A 12,932-nucleotide genomic window follows, 5' to 3' on the forward strand; every position below is an offset into this window, starting at 1 on the left:
TGGAGCCCGGGGCTGGCCGACGTCGCGACAACGCCGGCGAGATCGATGCCCGGTATCGCTGGAAACGTACGAATAGTCCCGCGATTGGCAATCGCCATCGCGTCCTTTTAGTTGACGCTTGAGTAATGGACGCCGACGACGACATCGCCGTCCGGCAGATTGTCGACGTTCAGCCATTCGATTGACGGTATGACGCCATTGTCCGTTTCCTTCAGCATCAGTGCCTTGAATCGGGATGTGCTCATTGTCATGTCTTGTGGTTCGCGCCGTGAAACGTCACGGCGACGCGATCTGTTTGGCGAACATGTCGGCAGAGCGCATGCCCGGCAACGCATCGACGAAGAAGTCCGCCTGCAAGGGCGCGCCCGCCTGCATGTCATAATGGGCGAAATCGCGCACGCCTGCGGCAAGCAGTACCTCGTCGTCGATGAAAAACCTGCCAGTGCATGAGGCTGCCGGCTGCGTGAGAATCGCGTACGCGGCGTCGGCAACGATTTCAGGCGTGCGCGACGCCGCGATCGTGTCCTCGCCACCGAGCACGTTGCGCACCGCCGCAGTCGCAATCGTCGTTCTGGGCCACAGCGAGTTGACGGCAATTCCAAGGTCCGCGAATTCTGCCGCAAATGCGAGCGTGAACAGGCTCATCGTGTACTTTGCGATCAGGTACGGCGGGTAGTCACGAAACCACCTTGGGTTCGTCGACAACGGTGGCGACAGTGTGAGGATATGGGGATTTGACGACCTGCGTAAGTGCGGCACGCACGCCTGTACGCAGACAAACGTGCCGCGTCCGTTCACGCCATGCATCAGGTCGTAGCGACTGACAGGCGTGTCGAGTGTGCCGGTCAGGCGAATCGCGCTCGCGTTGTTGACCACGATGTCGATCCCGCCGAACGCTGCAACTGTCTCATCGACAACTGCCTGCACCCGCGCTTCGTCGCGGATATCGGCGACGAGAGGCAACGCATGGCCACCTGCGTCCTCAATTACTTTCGCAGCCGTGTAGATCGTCCCTTCGAGATGGGGATGTCGCGTCGCGGTTTTCGCGGCGAGTGCAACATTGGCACCGTCGCGGGCTGCGCGCAACGCGATCGCGAGACCGATGCCGCGACTACCCCCCGACATAAACAACGTTTTTCCGGCAAGGTTCATGACTCCTCCTTTCGCCTACGTCTGCGTCCGGATTGGACATCGTGCTACACAAGGGTACGGTGATGCGACCGATCCGTCATGCGGCCCGTTCATCCCGTTGCGCTACGGCTTTCAGGTCCGGACGCGGGCCGGGCAATGCACCGCGGTCCACGGGCATTCCATCGATCTCTGGAACATGCTTGCGCATCGCCCGCTCCAGTTCCGGCACACTACGCCGCACTGCGAGCCAGACGAGCTTCCTCAACCGTTCCGGGTTGCGCTGGTGCATCAGGTAGTCGACGCGCGCGCCGATCAGCCGCCACGGAAAGTCCGGTAACCTCAACCGGTACTCTGGACTGAGACAGGTCCATGTGTAGCCGATCATTTCAATGTTGCGCACGACAGCGTCCTGCATCATGTTCGACGCCATGAATGCGCGACGGCCCTCCCGTGTATATTCGCGAATGCGCCGGAGCCGGTGCTTCATTTCCTTCAGGTACTGTAGATCGTCGTCCATTTGCTCCCCCTCCCGCGTCACCATGAAGCCCCGCTCATTGCAGGTCGGCGGGCAAGCCAAGCATTTGCCGCGAAATCGTGTCGAGCAATGCCGACTGCGAATCGCGCAGATAGAAATGGCCGCCCGGAAAGACACGCACTGCCGCGACGCGCTCGAACCCCCTCCAGCGTTCAAGTTCGGCGGCACGCACAACAGGGTCGTCTGCACCGCCGAGTACGGTCACCGGACAGCGTAGTTGCACCACGGCGGGCCGGTAAGCATCGAGCAGCGTCATGTCGGCGCGCAACACGCGCACGAATTCCTGTGCGAATTCGGCGTCGCGCAACAGCCCGTCGGGCAGGCCGCCGTATCGCGAAACCGCCTGGAGCAACTCCGTGTCCGTCACCTGGTTCACGAAACGTCCCGGATGCGGCGCAGGTTTAGGCAGCAGCCACGACGACACGAACAGATGCACGGGCGCGCACGTGAGCCGCATCGCCACCTCGAACGCGATCGCCGCCCCCATACTGTGTCCGAACAACGCAAACGGTCGGCCAAGATAGGGCTGCATCGCCGCTGCGACCTCGTCTGCAGCCTGGTCCATGCGAGTATGCGGAACCTCGTCGAGCCGGCTCTCGCGCCCCGGCAACTGGACAGCGAACACATCGATCGCAGGTTCGAGGAGGCGACGCCAGCCGCGAAACGCCGACGCGCCACCGCCGGCATGCGCAAAACAGAACAGCGACAGCCGCGCTGTCGTCGTCGGGGTCGCCGAGGGGAACCACCGAGTCGTCATTACGGGCATCATTGTCATCGGTGTTCACCCGGCAAGCGCGTCCGAAATCGCATCCAGAATGAACGCGCGATCGTCGACGACGCCGAAATGCGCCCCGTCGCGTGTAAACAGGTTGAACTCACCTGTTGTGAAATCGCGCCACGCGAGCGCGTCCTCGTGCGTCACATAGATGTCGTCCTTGCCCCGAAAGCTGGTGATCGGCACGGACCACGGCGAACACGGCACAAACACGTAGCGGCTTGCCATCTCGAACTCCGCCCGCACGACAGGCAGCACGAGCTCGCGCAACTCCGGAATCGCGAGCATCCGCTCGGTCGCCTCGATCTGGAAGTGGCGCAGCGCTTCCGCGAGGACGTCATCCGGTTGCCGGTAGAGCGGCGCGATAATATCGAATTCACGCAGTTCGACAAGCGTCGCCGCGAGCCTGCGCTCGAACGCGGCATCGGCAATGAGGCGGTGCGGCGGACGCGCACCCGATGCGAACAGGTGTGCGGGTGTAACGCCCTCGCGCTCGATCAGTGCACGCGTCGTTTCGTACATGGTCAGTCCGCCGACACAGTGCCCGAAGAATGCGACCGGCCGGTCCAGCAGCGGACGCAGCTCGGCGAGCAGACCATCGACGAACGCGTCGATCCGGTTCACGGGCGGCTCGTTAATCCTCGAGAGCCGGCCGGGCGGCTCGACCGCAAGGATCTCCGCATCCAAGCCTGTCGCATCTGCCCACGCGCGGTAGACGGCTGAACCGCCACCTGCGAACGGAAAGCAGATCAACCGGTAACGCGCGTCGGGATTCGGCCGGATCCCGACAAGCCATCGTTCGGCCAGCACAGGCGCCGAAGCCGTCGTGCTCAAGGTGGTCTGTACGAGCGCAGGCATCGCTGCCCCCATCTGTTCGGGTACGGCGTCGTCGCTCTCAACCTTGACCTTCGATAGCAGTTCGTCGACAAGCTGATCGAGACTTGGCCCCTTGAGCATTGCTGCGGCTGGCAATCTCACGCCAATGGCCGCATCGAGCTGGTTGATCAGTGTGATCGCCATCAGCGAATCGAGACCTAGCTCGCGAAGCGGCTGTGTCAAATCGAAAGCGCCCTTGACTTCAAGGATGGCGCGGACCATCTGACCGACGATGTCGCGCAGCACGTCACGCCGTTCGTGGTCCGGCACCGATCCCAGCCGCGTGTTCACCTGGGCGCGCGTGAAGAGGGCGCTGGCAGCAGGCGCTGGCGCACCACGCACGAGCCGCTCAAGCAGGAGCGGGCGCCTGGGGTACTGCGCGGCCCATTGCGGCCACTCAGTGATCGAAACGATGCTCTGCTGGACCCCGCGCGCGAGAATCGCGTGCAGCAGCGCGATCCCTTCTTCTGTTTCAATGTACACTGTGCCGCGCGCGCGCCAGATTGCCGCGCCCCGTTCTCCTGACTCAGTCGCAAGACCCTCACCGCCCCACGGCCCCCAGTTGATCGCCTGCGCCGGCAGACCGAGCCGGCGCCGATATTCGGTCAGACCGTCGAGAAACGCATTACCGGCGACGTAATTCGCCTGCCCCATCGCCCCCGTCACGCTCAGCACGGAGGAGAACAACACAAAATGATCGAGCGGCAGGTCACGCGTCGCGACGTGCAGCGCCCAGCCACCGAGCACCTTGGGACCGGTCGTTCCCGCGAACCTGTCCCAGTCCATCTGTGCTAGCACGCCATCGTCAAGATTGCCTGCACAGTGGAACACGCCCTTCAGTGCCGGTAGCTCGGCCCCGATCTGCCGGATCAGCGCATGCGTATCCGCCTCGCGCGTGATGTCGGCCTGCCTGACGACCACACTCGCCCCCTGCTTTTCCCAACGCTCGAGAACCGCCCTGGCCTGTTCGCCTGGGGCGCGACGCGCCGTCAACACCAGATGCCGGACGCCCTGCGCGGTGATGAGCCAGTCCGCGACCTTCAGACCAAGCGCCCCCAGCCCTCCGGTAAGGAGATAGGTCGCGGCCGGATCGAACGGCGGAACAATCCGTTCAGGCGCCGGTTCGTCATCCTGATCGAGGCGCACGGCATAGCGGCGCCCCGCGCGCAACGCGACCTCATTTTCGCCGTCAACGGCGAACAACTCCGCTGCCAGTGCTGAGGCGTCTTCGTTCCCGCCGATGTCAATCATCCCGGCCCATAGTTCGGGATATTCGAGCGCGGCAACACGTCCGATGCCCCAGACTGACGACTGCAGCGGATCGCCGCCGGGCGCGCGCGCCACAGGGGCGTGCGCGCCGCGCGTGACGAGCCAGACGCGTGGCGTGGCCTCGATGTTCGCTTCGGCGAGCGCACGCACGAGCGCAAGCGTACCGCCACTGAAGCGGCGCTCGGCCGCGGCGAGTGCGTCGACTGAGGTGGCCTCGTCCACGCGCTCGCCGAGCCCATGCAGGAGCACCACACCAACGGAGCCGGTCCCGTCGGGGTGCGCGGACAGCGCGGTGCCGAGCGACGCCTGCACGTCGCCGTCCGTGCCGCTTTCCGGAAGCGGCAGCACGGACGTATGGTGTCCGAGTGCACGTAGCCGCGCGTCGAGCGCGTCGGCGATGCCGAGATCGGAACTGGTGACGATCAGCCAGTTCGACGGTCCGGCCGCAGGCGCGTCCTGCAGCGGCTGCATGGGCCGCTCGATCCATTCGAGCCGATGCAGCGCGCGATTGCGTGAGTTGACCTGCGGCGAAATCTGCGTGCGCGTGATCGGTTTCACCGTCAGTCCACCGAGCAGTGCGACGGGAGCGCCGTCATCGCCGTAGATCTCAATATCCAGTGTGACGACGTCCGCCTGCGCCGGGCGCCGTTTCGCCCGTACCCATACGTGCCCGGCACCCGTGCGCTCGATCTCGAACCGTTCGACTGAAATCGGCAACCATGTGCCTTCCGCCGTCGGTTCTAGGCCGGTAAGGCTACGGTACTCGGGTACGAGCGCGGGATAGATATGCAGGCACGCGTCAAGCAGAGCGGGATGCAGCGGATACGCGGCCACTTCGAGATGCGCGGGCAGTTCCACCCGGCCCAGCGCTTCCTCATCGCCCTGCCACAATGCGACGATGCCGCGAAAGCCCGGGCCGTAGCCGAATCCGAGCGGTGCGATCGCCTCGTAGTATCGCAACGGCTCGATCGGCACCATCCTTTCGAGGTCTGCCGATGCGGGTAACGGCATCGCGATCGGCGCGAGGCGTGGTGCGGCACGCGCACACACGCGCGCGCGAAGGTGGCGCCGCCACGCGTCGTCAGTCGCACTGCGGCTGACGAGTTCGGCATCAATGTCACTCCCATCGCCTTGCAGAACGACCTGAACGGCGCGCGCGCCGTCATCGGGGACAACGAGCGCATCGTCGTACGTCAAAGATTCAACCGACACGGGCGCGCCTGCAAAACGCTCGTTCCCGGCCACCGCGAGGGCAACCAGCCCCGCTGTCACCGGTAGCACTGCCATCCCGAAAATCCGGTGATCGGTGAGCCACGGTACCGTGTCGAGGTCGTAGGTCGCGGCGAACTGCCACGCGGCGAGCGGCGAGAGCAGACGCCTGCCCGGAATATCGCCTCCGGGTCCCGTTGCGGTACCGACCGCAAAACCAATGTTTCCCGCCGGCACGCCGCGGCCCGCGTCGAGCCAGTAACGCTCGCGCTCGAACACACAGGTCGGAGCGGACACGCGGCACCGCGAGTACGGTGCGTCGAACGCTCGCCAGTCGACTGGCGTGCCGCTGCGCCACAGCGCGGCAAGCGACGCCGTCAGCTCGCTCCATTCACGGTCGGGTCCGATCGAGGCGAGGAAACGCCGCTCGCCTGCTTCGCCATCGCCCAGAATCTGCTGCGCGAGCGACACGAGCGTCGTGCCGGGGCCAACCTCGATGAAATCGACAATGCCAGCCTGTGCGAGCGTGCGCACACCGCGAATGAAACTCACCGGCTGCAGCGCGTGATCGCTCCAGTACCGGGGTGTCGGCGGAGCGTCCGCGAAGGCGCCAGTCAGGTTCGCAACGAGCGGGATCGTCGGCGCAGCCGCGCGATAGTTGCCCGCAAGCGCTTCGAGCCCAGTCGCAGCAGGCGCCATCAAAGGCGAATGGAATGCATGCGAGACGCTCAGCTCCCGCCCGCCGATGCCCGCCTGCTGCGCACGCGCGAGCACTTCGGCGACGGCCTCTGCGCGACCCGACACGACCGTGTTCTCGGGCCCGTTGTACGCAGCGATGCCAATTGCCTGCGGGTCGCAAATGTCAAGCAGTTGCGCGACCGTCTCTCCCCCTGCGAAGAGCGCGGCCATCGCACCGCCCTTCGGCAACGCCTGCATCAGCCGGCCGCGGGCCGCGATCAGCGCAATGCCGGTCTCGAGGTCATAGCAGCCGGCCACACAGGCCGCCACGTATTCGCCAACGCTGTGCCCAAGCACTGCGTCCGGCACGATGCCCCACGACCGCCAGAGCTCGGCAAGCGCCCATTCGACTGCAAAGAGCGCTGGCTGCGCATACGCGGTCTGGTCAATGCGCGCTTTTGAGCGCGCGTCCCCGTACAGGACCGACAGCAGCGGCTTGCCGAGATGCGGGCGCAACAATGTGTCGCAGCGGTCAAGCGCAGCGCGGAATACCGGCTGCGTTCGATGCAGCGCGGCCGCCATCCCAGCGTACTGCGCGCCCTGCCCGGCAAACAGGAACGCAAGCGGGCGCTTGCCAAGGCGCTCCGCCGACGGCGGCGCAGCGAGTTGCGCCGCCAGTTCGCCCGCTGTGCCGCCGATCGCCGTCAGCCGCCAGTTGAACGGCTGGCGCCCGGTATTCGCGGTATGGCAGAGGTCGGCAACCGGCTTGTCTGTCGTCGCAAGAGACTGGCGCCATCGGTCCGCGAGCGCTCCGAGCGCGCGCTCGGAGCGGGCAGACAGCGTGAGCACGTGCAGCGGACGGTCGTCCTCAACCGTCGTCGGCGCCCGAACGGGTGCCTCCTCAAGCACGGCGAACGCATTTGTGCCGCCAAGACCGAGCGAATTGACGGCCGCGAACCGCGGCGCAGCGCCGCGCGGCCAGTCGCGCAACGCGGTGTTCACGAAGAACGGGGTCTGCGGGAACGCAATCCTGGGATTCGGTGTATCGAAGTTCAGGCTCGGTGGAATCTGCCCGCGATCGAGTGCAAGCGCGACCTTGATCACGCTTGCGATCCCCGACGCCTGTTCGAGATGTCCGATATTCGTCTTCACGGAACCGACCGCACAGAACGCGCTGTCCTGTGTGTGGCGCCGGAACGCCTTTGTCAGCGCATCGATTTCGAGCGGATCGCCGACTACCGTGCCGGTGCCGTGCGTCTCGACGTAGCCCACTGCCCGTGGCGCAACGCCCGCGCAGGCGAAAGCGTCGAGCATCGCCTTCGCCTGCCCGCTCACGCTCGACGCCGTGTAACTCACTTTCGACGCACCGTCGTTGTTGATCGCCGTGCCGCGGATCACCGCATAGATGTGATCGCCATCCGCACGCGCGTCTTCGATGTGCTTGAGCACGATCGCGCCCGCGCCGCTGCCAAACACCGTGCCTTGCGCACGCGCGTCGAACGCGCAGCAATGCCCGTCCGGAGACAGGATATCGCCCTGGCGCGCCGTGTACCCGGCGATGTGCGGCACGCGTACGGTCGACGCCCCGGCGATCGCCATGTCGCATTCACCGTTCAGGATGCTGCTGCATGCGAGATGGATCGCGACGAGTGACGTCGAGCATGCAGTCTGCACCGTGACACTCGGCCCCGTCAGGTTCAGCTTGTACGACACACGCGTCGCGAGAAAATCCTTGTCGTTGCCGATGTGCTCGACGCCGCCCGTCGAGCCGCGCAACGCAGGGTTCGACGCGAAGTAGCTGCTGACCACGCCGCCCGCGCCAGCGAACACCCCTATCGAGCCGTCATACGTATCTGGCCAGTAACCGGCATCCTCGAGCGCATCGTGGACAACTTCGAGAAAGACGCGGTGCTGCGGGTCGATCACGCGTGCTTCGCGTGGCGAATATTCGAACAGGCCCGCGTCGAAACGGTCAAAGTCGTCAATGACGGGCGACGCTTTCACGTAACCGGGCGATGCGAGCTGCGCGGGGTCGACCCCCGCGCGCAGCAGCGCGGCATCATCGAAGAAACGAATGGACTCGACACCATCGATGAGATTCTGCCAGTACGCTTTCCAGTCGTTCGCCCCCGGCAACCGGCAGCCGATCCCGACGATCGCGATGCCACGACTGGAGGACGACGGAGAAGTATTCGTTCCGTCGTTGGGCGCGTGCGTGGTCGCGTCCGTCATCCTCGCGCCCCCCGCCGTTGTCGGCGACGCTCGCTTGCCGCCTGCGCATCGGCCAGTTCGTCATTCGGGTCGGCCAGCACCGTGTCGTCGAAGAGCCGCAGATAAGCGCCAACGAGCTGCCCGACAGTCTGGACCGACGTGATCGGCACGAGGGTCTGGAACGGATCGGCGCCGAACGTCAGTTCCAGATCGAACACGAGCTGGGCGAGATCGAGCGAACTCAGGCCGAGCGTCGCATTCAGGCTGTCGTCCTCACGCAGTTCTCGCGCCGGCAGCCCGCGCTGGCTCATGATCTTGCTCACGGCACCATGGACGAGCCGCTCGGTCTCGTGGCGCTCAAATCGTTGATTCAGCATGTGATGCCTCCGTCCACGGCGACCGTCTGCCCCGTGACGAACGAGGCGCGATCAGATATCAGAAATTCGACAACGTTTGTGATGTCGGTCGTATCGGCGAGCCGGCCGAGCGGGGTGCGTCGCGCAATCCGCGCACGCGCCTTCTCGTCGAGGTGCTGCACCATATCGCTTTCGAAGTAACCGGGCGCGACCGAATTGACACGAACGTTGCACGCACCGAGTTCGCGCGCAAGGCTGCGCGTCAGGCCATCGAGCGCCGCCTTCGTTGCGCTGTAGACGGCGACCCCCGCGTGGCCACGAATCGCGTTCACCGACGCAATGTTCACGATCGCGCCGCGGTTCGCTCGGAGCATCCACTTCGTGCAGCTTTGCGTGAGCAGGATCGTGCCAGTCAGATTGACCGCGATCATCTGTTCGATCGCATCCTCGCGCATCAGCGCCAGGAGCCCGTCGTGACTCACGCCTGCATTGTTCACAAGCGAGCTGACGCCACCCCAGCGGTCCGCCACGCCCGCAACGAAATGCGAAACCGCCGCGCTGTCGGTACTGTCAACTGCTTGCCAGTGAAACCGCGCGGCGTGCGTGTCGCGTTCGATCAGATCGTCGATGTCGCCGGTGCGCGCACGGCTGAAGGTCGCGACCCGCCGGCCAGCGCTCAGGCACGTGCGCACCAGCGCAAGCCCCAAGCCCCTGCTTCCTCCACTGATGATAACTACGTCGTCTGCATCGCTCATACGGGCTGCTCCGTCGGTCGTGACACTCTGGCTTTCTTGAACCTGTCGTTATGATGCACGCCGTCATCGACATCGATATGGACCGGCACCTTGAAACGTTCGAGGCGGCCCGCGCAGAAATCCCGGAGCCGGGCGGCAAGCATCGTCGGCGCCTCCGGCTCGATCAAGGATACGCGCGCGACGACGACGTGTCCGGTCACCGGATTGGGCCGGCCCGACACCGTCACGTCGCGGACGTTACCGGCAGCGAGCAGCGTGCTCTCAACTTCGCCCGGGTAGACCTTTTCGCCGCCAACATTGATGATCTCCGAGCGGCGCCCGAGCACGCGCACATATTCGCCGTCAGTCTCCACGACATCCTGGGTGTTGAACCACCCTTGCTCATCGAAGGGCGACGAGGCATTCAGGTAGCCGAGCATCGCCGTTGCGGAACGTACCCACAGTACGCCGTCAACGATCTTGTGTTCGAACCCGTCCGTGCCGAGCTTCATCCACAGCGAACCCGCGCCTTTCGATTGCGTTGGCAGGATGCCAAGCTCGGACAGTCCGTACGTCTGTTTCAGCTTCACACCGGGCAGTGCGGCGTGCAGCGCGGCAAGGGTCGTTTCGGGCATGGGTTCAGTGCCGTATGTAATGAGCCTCAGCGACGACAGGTCGTAGCGCGCCTCAACACCGCCAATCAGCATCATGTTAATGAACGTCGGACTGGTCGGCAGCAACTCGACACGGTAGCGCGCGATCGCTTCGCACACCGCATCGGGTGTCCGCTTAGCCGGCGTCACAATCGTCCCACCCTGGCACAGCACGTTCAGCAGCGTGTTGATGCCGCCGATGTGATCGAGCATCAGAAAGACAAGCGTGATGTACGCGCGGCCCTTCGCCCGTTCGAGCCTCGCTGCCATCCGGTCAAAGTCAAGCAGGGAAGCCTTGCTTCGGCCTGTGGAGCCGGAACTGAAGAGAATCAGGCCAGCGGCACCTTCCGCGCGCAACTGCCGGATCAGCGGATGCGCGGTAACGGGCATCGACCGGCGTTCAACTCGGGGAGCACCTGCCACGTCGAACATGATGACGAGGCCGACCTCCGCAATCTCAAGAAACTCGTCGCGCTTCACGCCGGCAGACGCAATGGGCACGATGATCGCTCCGGCAAACGCGAGTGCGAGCAGCAATGCGCAGACATCAGGCGCATAGTCACCGCACACGGCCACCGTGTCACCGCGCCTCACGCGCCAACGGTCGAGTTCGCCGTGCCAGAAATCGATCCGCTTGCCGAATGCATCATAGGTGACGGTCTCACCTGCCGACACGAGACACGGACGCGGACCGAAAGAACGAATGCGCTGCTGCAGAAAGGTCGTCATCGCGAGCCTACCTCGACGCGTGAGAGACGACGGCGCCGTCGTTCGCCGATCCGCACGCTGCCATTTTGACAGCAGCCGTCATCGCCTGCCGTAGCGGCTGGCCGAACAGCCTGCCAACGACGTTCTCGTCGATCACCACGCGCAGCACCGACTGGTACGACACAAGCGACGCGACGCCAACGTCGATCGCAAGAGCGCTGATGCGCAACTGCGCGTCAGCGAGCCTGCGGAACGCCTCGTTCGAGTCGCTCAGGCCCTGTACCCATTGCTGATAGACGGTCGCCTGACTCGGAATGACTGCATTCAACATCGTGTAACCCCCTATCGAAAACAAGCGCGCACGCGGCACCACAGATGTCGGCGTGCATCGCTGTGAAATACGGGCGACAAGCCCTGTCAGGATGGTGGACGGCTGGCATGACTGCGACGATCGAGCGCGTCGTGCAAGGCGGAGAGTTCGTCTTCGATCTCGTCGCCGCGATAGTAGAGAAAAGCGCCCGTCTCGCCGCCGACGAGGACTTCGAGATAAGGTTCGGGTTCGGCCAAACCCGCATCGCAACCAGCATGGAGGACGTCCGCGCTGTCACGCAACGATTCACCGACCGTCGTCACGACCGAAGCGAGACCGAGCGTACGCAACCGGTCCGCCCATACGGCGAGTCCCCTTTCCCCACTGCCTGCGACGATCGGTACGTAAAGGCAGAACGAGCGCTCGTCGAGCCAGCTCGCGTGCCCGTCATGATCGGGATACGTGGCATTCGCCTCAGGACACGTCCGGGACGAGTGTGTGGAAACAGGCTCCGCCTGCGCGACGTCCTCTGATGCGCTACGTATCACACTATGGCGACGCCGACCGGACGACAGCCCAATGAGGCGCGCAACCACTGCCGGCCATGCGCGCGCAAAAGTGGATCGGTTCGCTTGCCCCATTGAATGCTCCTTCGTCCCCGGAGTGAATCCGGTCAAATTGTGGCGATCCGATAACACGTGCGATTGCGGCGCAGCGTTTACGTGTCGCCCCGCGAATTGCGGGTGGCATCGAGCAGCCACAGGGATTTTCAATGCAACGGGAATCCTAAATCTCTTCCGTTCGTGAATCAGACCGCCGAATACGCGTTGAGCAAACGACGCGTACACGGACACTCTAGGCTCGTCGGCGTGAGGTACCGCGCCCGCATTGATCATAGGAGAAAATCCGGAAGGTACAAAACCTCGACCGCATAAAATTCTGCTCTGCGGTGATCTGTCGCAATACGGCGGTCTGCTATGCTGACGGCCCTTAATGGGTGACTTGATCGATGACCGAGAAGCTCAATCCGGCTGTGGCAAAAGTACTCAAACGGTTGCATCACCCGCTAGACGTGATGTGACTGTGTTTTGATGTGACTGTGTTTTGTGACTGTGTTTTGTTGCAATAGGGCCAGTCGGCTATGATGTTCGTAACAAGACGAACGACTGAAAGCTGCATGAAGACGCTGAATCCGACCGTGGCTCGCGTGCTCAAACGCCTGCATTACCCGCTTGATGTGATCCTGACTTGCGTGCGCTGGTATGTGGCCTATCCGCTCAGTCTGAGAAACCTGGAAGAATGATGGCGCATCGAGGCATCTCAGTGGGGCTCTGGTGCAAATAGGGCCGGCTAATGGGTTAGAGTTGTCGGAACAAAACGAACCGACGAGCCGCGATGAACAAGCTGAAGAGTCCGGAGAAGTTGTTCGGCGGACGCCATTTTGATCGGGAGATCATCATTGTGTGCGTTCGCTGGTACTTACGCTA

The 12,932-nt window shown here is 64.0% G+C and carries 10 protein-coding genes and 2 pseudogenes; 3 read left to right on the plus strand and 9 right to left on the minus strand.

Features of this window, described 5'->3' with window-relative positions:
* Window positions 1-107: 107 nt before the first annotated feature.
* The 9 genes from BMI01S_RS42460 to BMI01S_RS32490 all read right to left on the minus strand — a co-directional run bounded on the left by BMI01S_RS42460 (window position 108) and on the right by BMI01S_RS32490 (window position 11,466).
* On the minus strand, window positions 108-245 hold the full coding sequence (locus BMI01S_RS42460; RefSeq protein ID WP_174480172.1) for a hypothetical protein: 138 nt from the start codon (window positions 243-245) through the stop codon (window positions 108-110).
* A gap of 31 nt (window positions 246-276) precedes the next feature.
* Entirely contained in the window at window positions 277-1,152 is an 876-nt protein-coding gene (locus BMI01S_RS32455) for an SDR family oxidoreductase (RefSeq protein ID WP_036046706.1), read from the minus strand.
* A gap of 76 nt (window positions 1,153-1,228) precedes the next feature.
* A complete protein-coding gene (locus BMI01S_RS38365) occupies window positions 1,229-1,672 on the minus strand; it encodes a HepT-like ribonuclease domain-containing protein (RefSeq protein ID WP_051381557.1) in 444 nt (147 codons plus the stop codon).
* A 10-nt stretch (window positions 1,673-1,682) separates the two neighbouring features.
* A complete protein-coding gene (locus BMI01S_RS32465) occupies window positions 1,683-2,423 on the minus strand; it encodes a thioesterase II family protein (protein WP_042292043.1) in 741 nt (246 codons plus the stop codon).
* A 24-nt stretch (window positions 2,424-2,447) separates the two neighbouring features.
* Window positions 2,448-8,705: a type I polyketide synthase gene (locus BMI01S_RS32470; RefSeq protein WP_081723574.1), complete on the minus strand. Its 6,258-nt coding sequence runs from the start codon at window positions 8,703-8,705 to the stop codon at window positions 2,448-2,450.
* Window positions 8,702-9,061 carry an acyl carrier protein gene (locus BMI01S_RS32475; RefSeq protein WP_036046705.1) on the minus strand — a complete coding sequence of 120 codons (360 nt, stop codon included), beginning with the start codon at window positions 9,059-9,061 and terminating at the stop codon, window positions 8,702-8,704. The genes BMI01S_RS32470 and BMI01S_RS32475 overlap by 4 nt, the downstream gene beginning before the upstream one ends.
* Window positions 9,055-9,795 carry an SDR family NAD(P)-dependent oxidoreductase gene (locus BMI01S_RS32480; RefSeq protein ID WP_028232550.1) on the minus strand — a complete coding sequence of 247 codons (741 nt, stop codon included), beginning with the start codon at window positions 9,793-9,795 and terminating at the stop codon, window positions 9,055-9,057. The genes BMI01S_RS32475 and BMI01S_RS32480 overlap by 7 nt, the downstream gene beginning before the upstream one ends.
* Entirely contained in the window at window positions 9,792-11,156 is a 1,365-nt protein-coding gene (locus BMI01S_RS32485; protein WP_036046702.1) for an ANL family adenylate-forming protein, read from the minus strand. The genes BMI01S_RS32480 and BMI01S_RS32485 overlap by 4 nt, the downstream gene beginning before the upstream one ends.
* Before the next feature lie 7 nt (window positions 11,157-11,163).
* Window positions 11,164-11,466, minus strand: a complete 303-nt coding sequence (locus tag BMI01S_RS32490; protein ID WP_028232548.1) for a hypothetical protein — start codon at window positions 11,464-11,466, stop codon at window positions 11,164-11,166.
* Between the two features lie 107 nt (window positions 11,467-11,573).
* Here BMI01S_RS32490 and BMI01S_RS32495 point away from each other — a divergent pair, with 107 nt between their 5' ends.
* The 3 genes and pseudogenes from BMI01S_RS32495 to BMI01S_RS44450 all read left to right on the plus strand — a co-directional run.
* A complete protein-coding gene (locus BMI01S_RS32495; protein ID WP_154671429.1) occupies window positions 11,574-11,978 on the plus strand; it encodes a hypothetical protein in 405 nt (134 codons plus the stop codon).
* A gap of 644 nt (window positions 11,979-12,622) precedes the next feature.
* Window positions 12,623-12,771, plus strand: a pseudogene (locus tag BMI01S_RS39750) (IS6 family transposase); the annotation flags it as partial.
* A gap of 69 nt (window positions 12,772-12,840) precedes the next feature.
* Window positions 12,841-12,932 (plus strand): annotated as a pseudogene (locus BMI01S_RS44450) (IS6 family transposase); the annotation flags it as partial.

The organism is Paraburkholderia mimosarum LMG 23256 = NBRC 106338 (assembly GCF_000739815.1).
Lineage (GTDB): Bacteria > Pseudomonadota > Gammaproteobacteria > Burkholderiales > Burkholderiaceae > Paraburkholderia > Paraburkholderia mimosarum.

Excerpts from the sequence above, each read along its gene's own strand:
- BMI01S_RS42460 (WP_174480172.1), bottom strand. The coding sequence starts at position 245 with ATGAGCACATCCCGATTCAAGGCACTGATGCTGAAGGAAACGGACAAT.
- BMI01S_RS32455 (WP_036046706.1), bottom strand. The coding sequence starts at position 1,152 with ATGAACCTTGCCGGAAAAACGTTGTTTATGTCGGGGGGTAGTCGCGGC.
- BMI01S_RS38365 (WP_051381557.1), bottom strand. The coding sequence starts at position 1,672 with ATGGTGACGCGGGAGGGGGAGCAAATGGACGACGATCTACAGTACCTG.
- BMI01S_RS32465 (WP_042292043.1), bottom strand. The coding sequence starts at position 2,423 with ATGACGACTCGGTGGTTCCCCTCGGCGACCCCGACGACGACAGCGCGG.
- BMI01S_RS32470 (WP_081723574.1), bottom strand. The coding sequence starts at position 8,705 with ATGACGGACGCGACCACGCACGCGCCCAACGACGGAACGAATACTTCT.
- BMI01S_RS32475 (WP_036046705.1), bottom strand. The coding sequence starts at position 9,061 with ATGCTGAATCAACGATTTGAGCGCCACGAGACCGAGCGGCTCGTCCAT.
- BMI01S_RS32480 (WP_028232550.1), bottom strand. The coding sequence starts at position 9,795 with ATGAGCGATGCAGACGACGTAGTTATCATCAGTGGAGGAAGCAGGGGC.
- BMI01S_RS32485 (WP_036046702.1), bottom strand. The coding sequence starts at position 11,156 with ATGACGACCTTTCTGCAGCAGCGCATTCGTTCTTTCGGTCCGCGTCCG.
- BMI01S_RS32490 (WP_028232548.1), bottom strand. The coding sequence starts at position 11,466 with ATGTTGAATGCAGTCATTCCGAGTCAGGCGACCGTCTATCAGCAATGG.
- BMI01S_RS32495 (WP_154671429.1), top strand. The coding sequence starts at position 11,574 with ATGACTGCGACGATCGAGCGCGTCGTGCAAGGCGGAGAGTTCGTCTTC.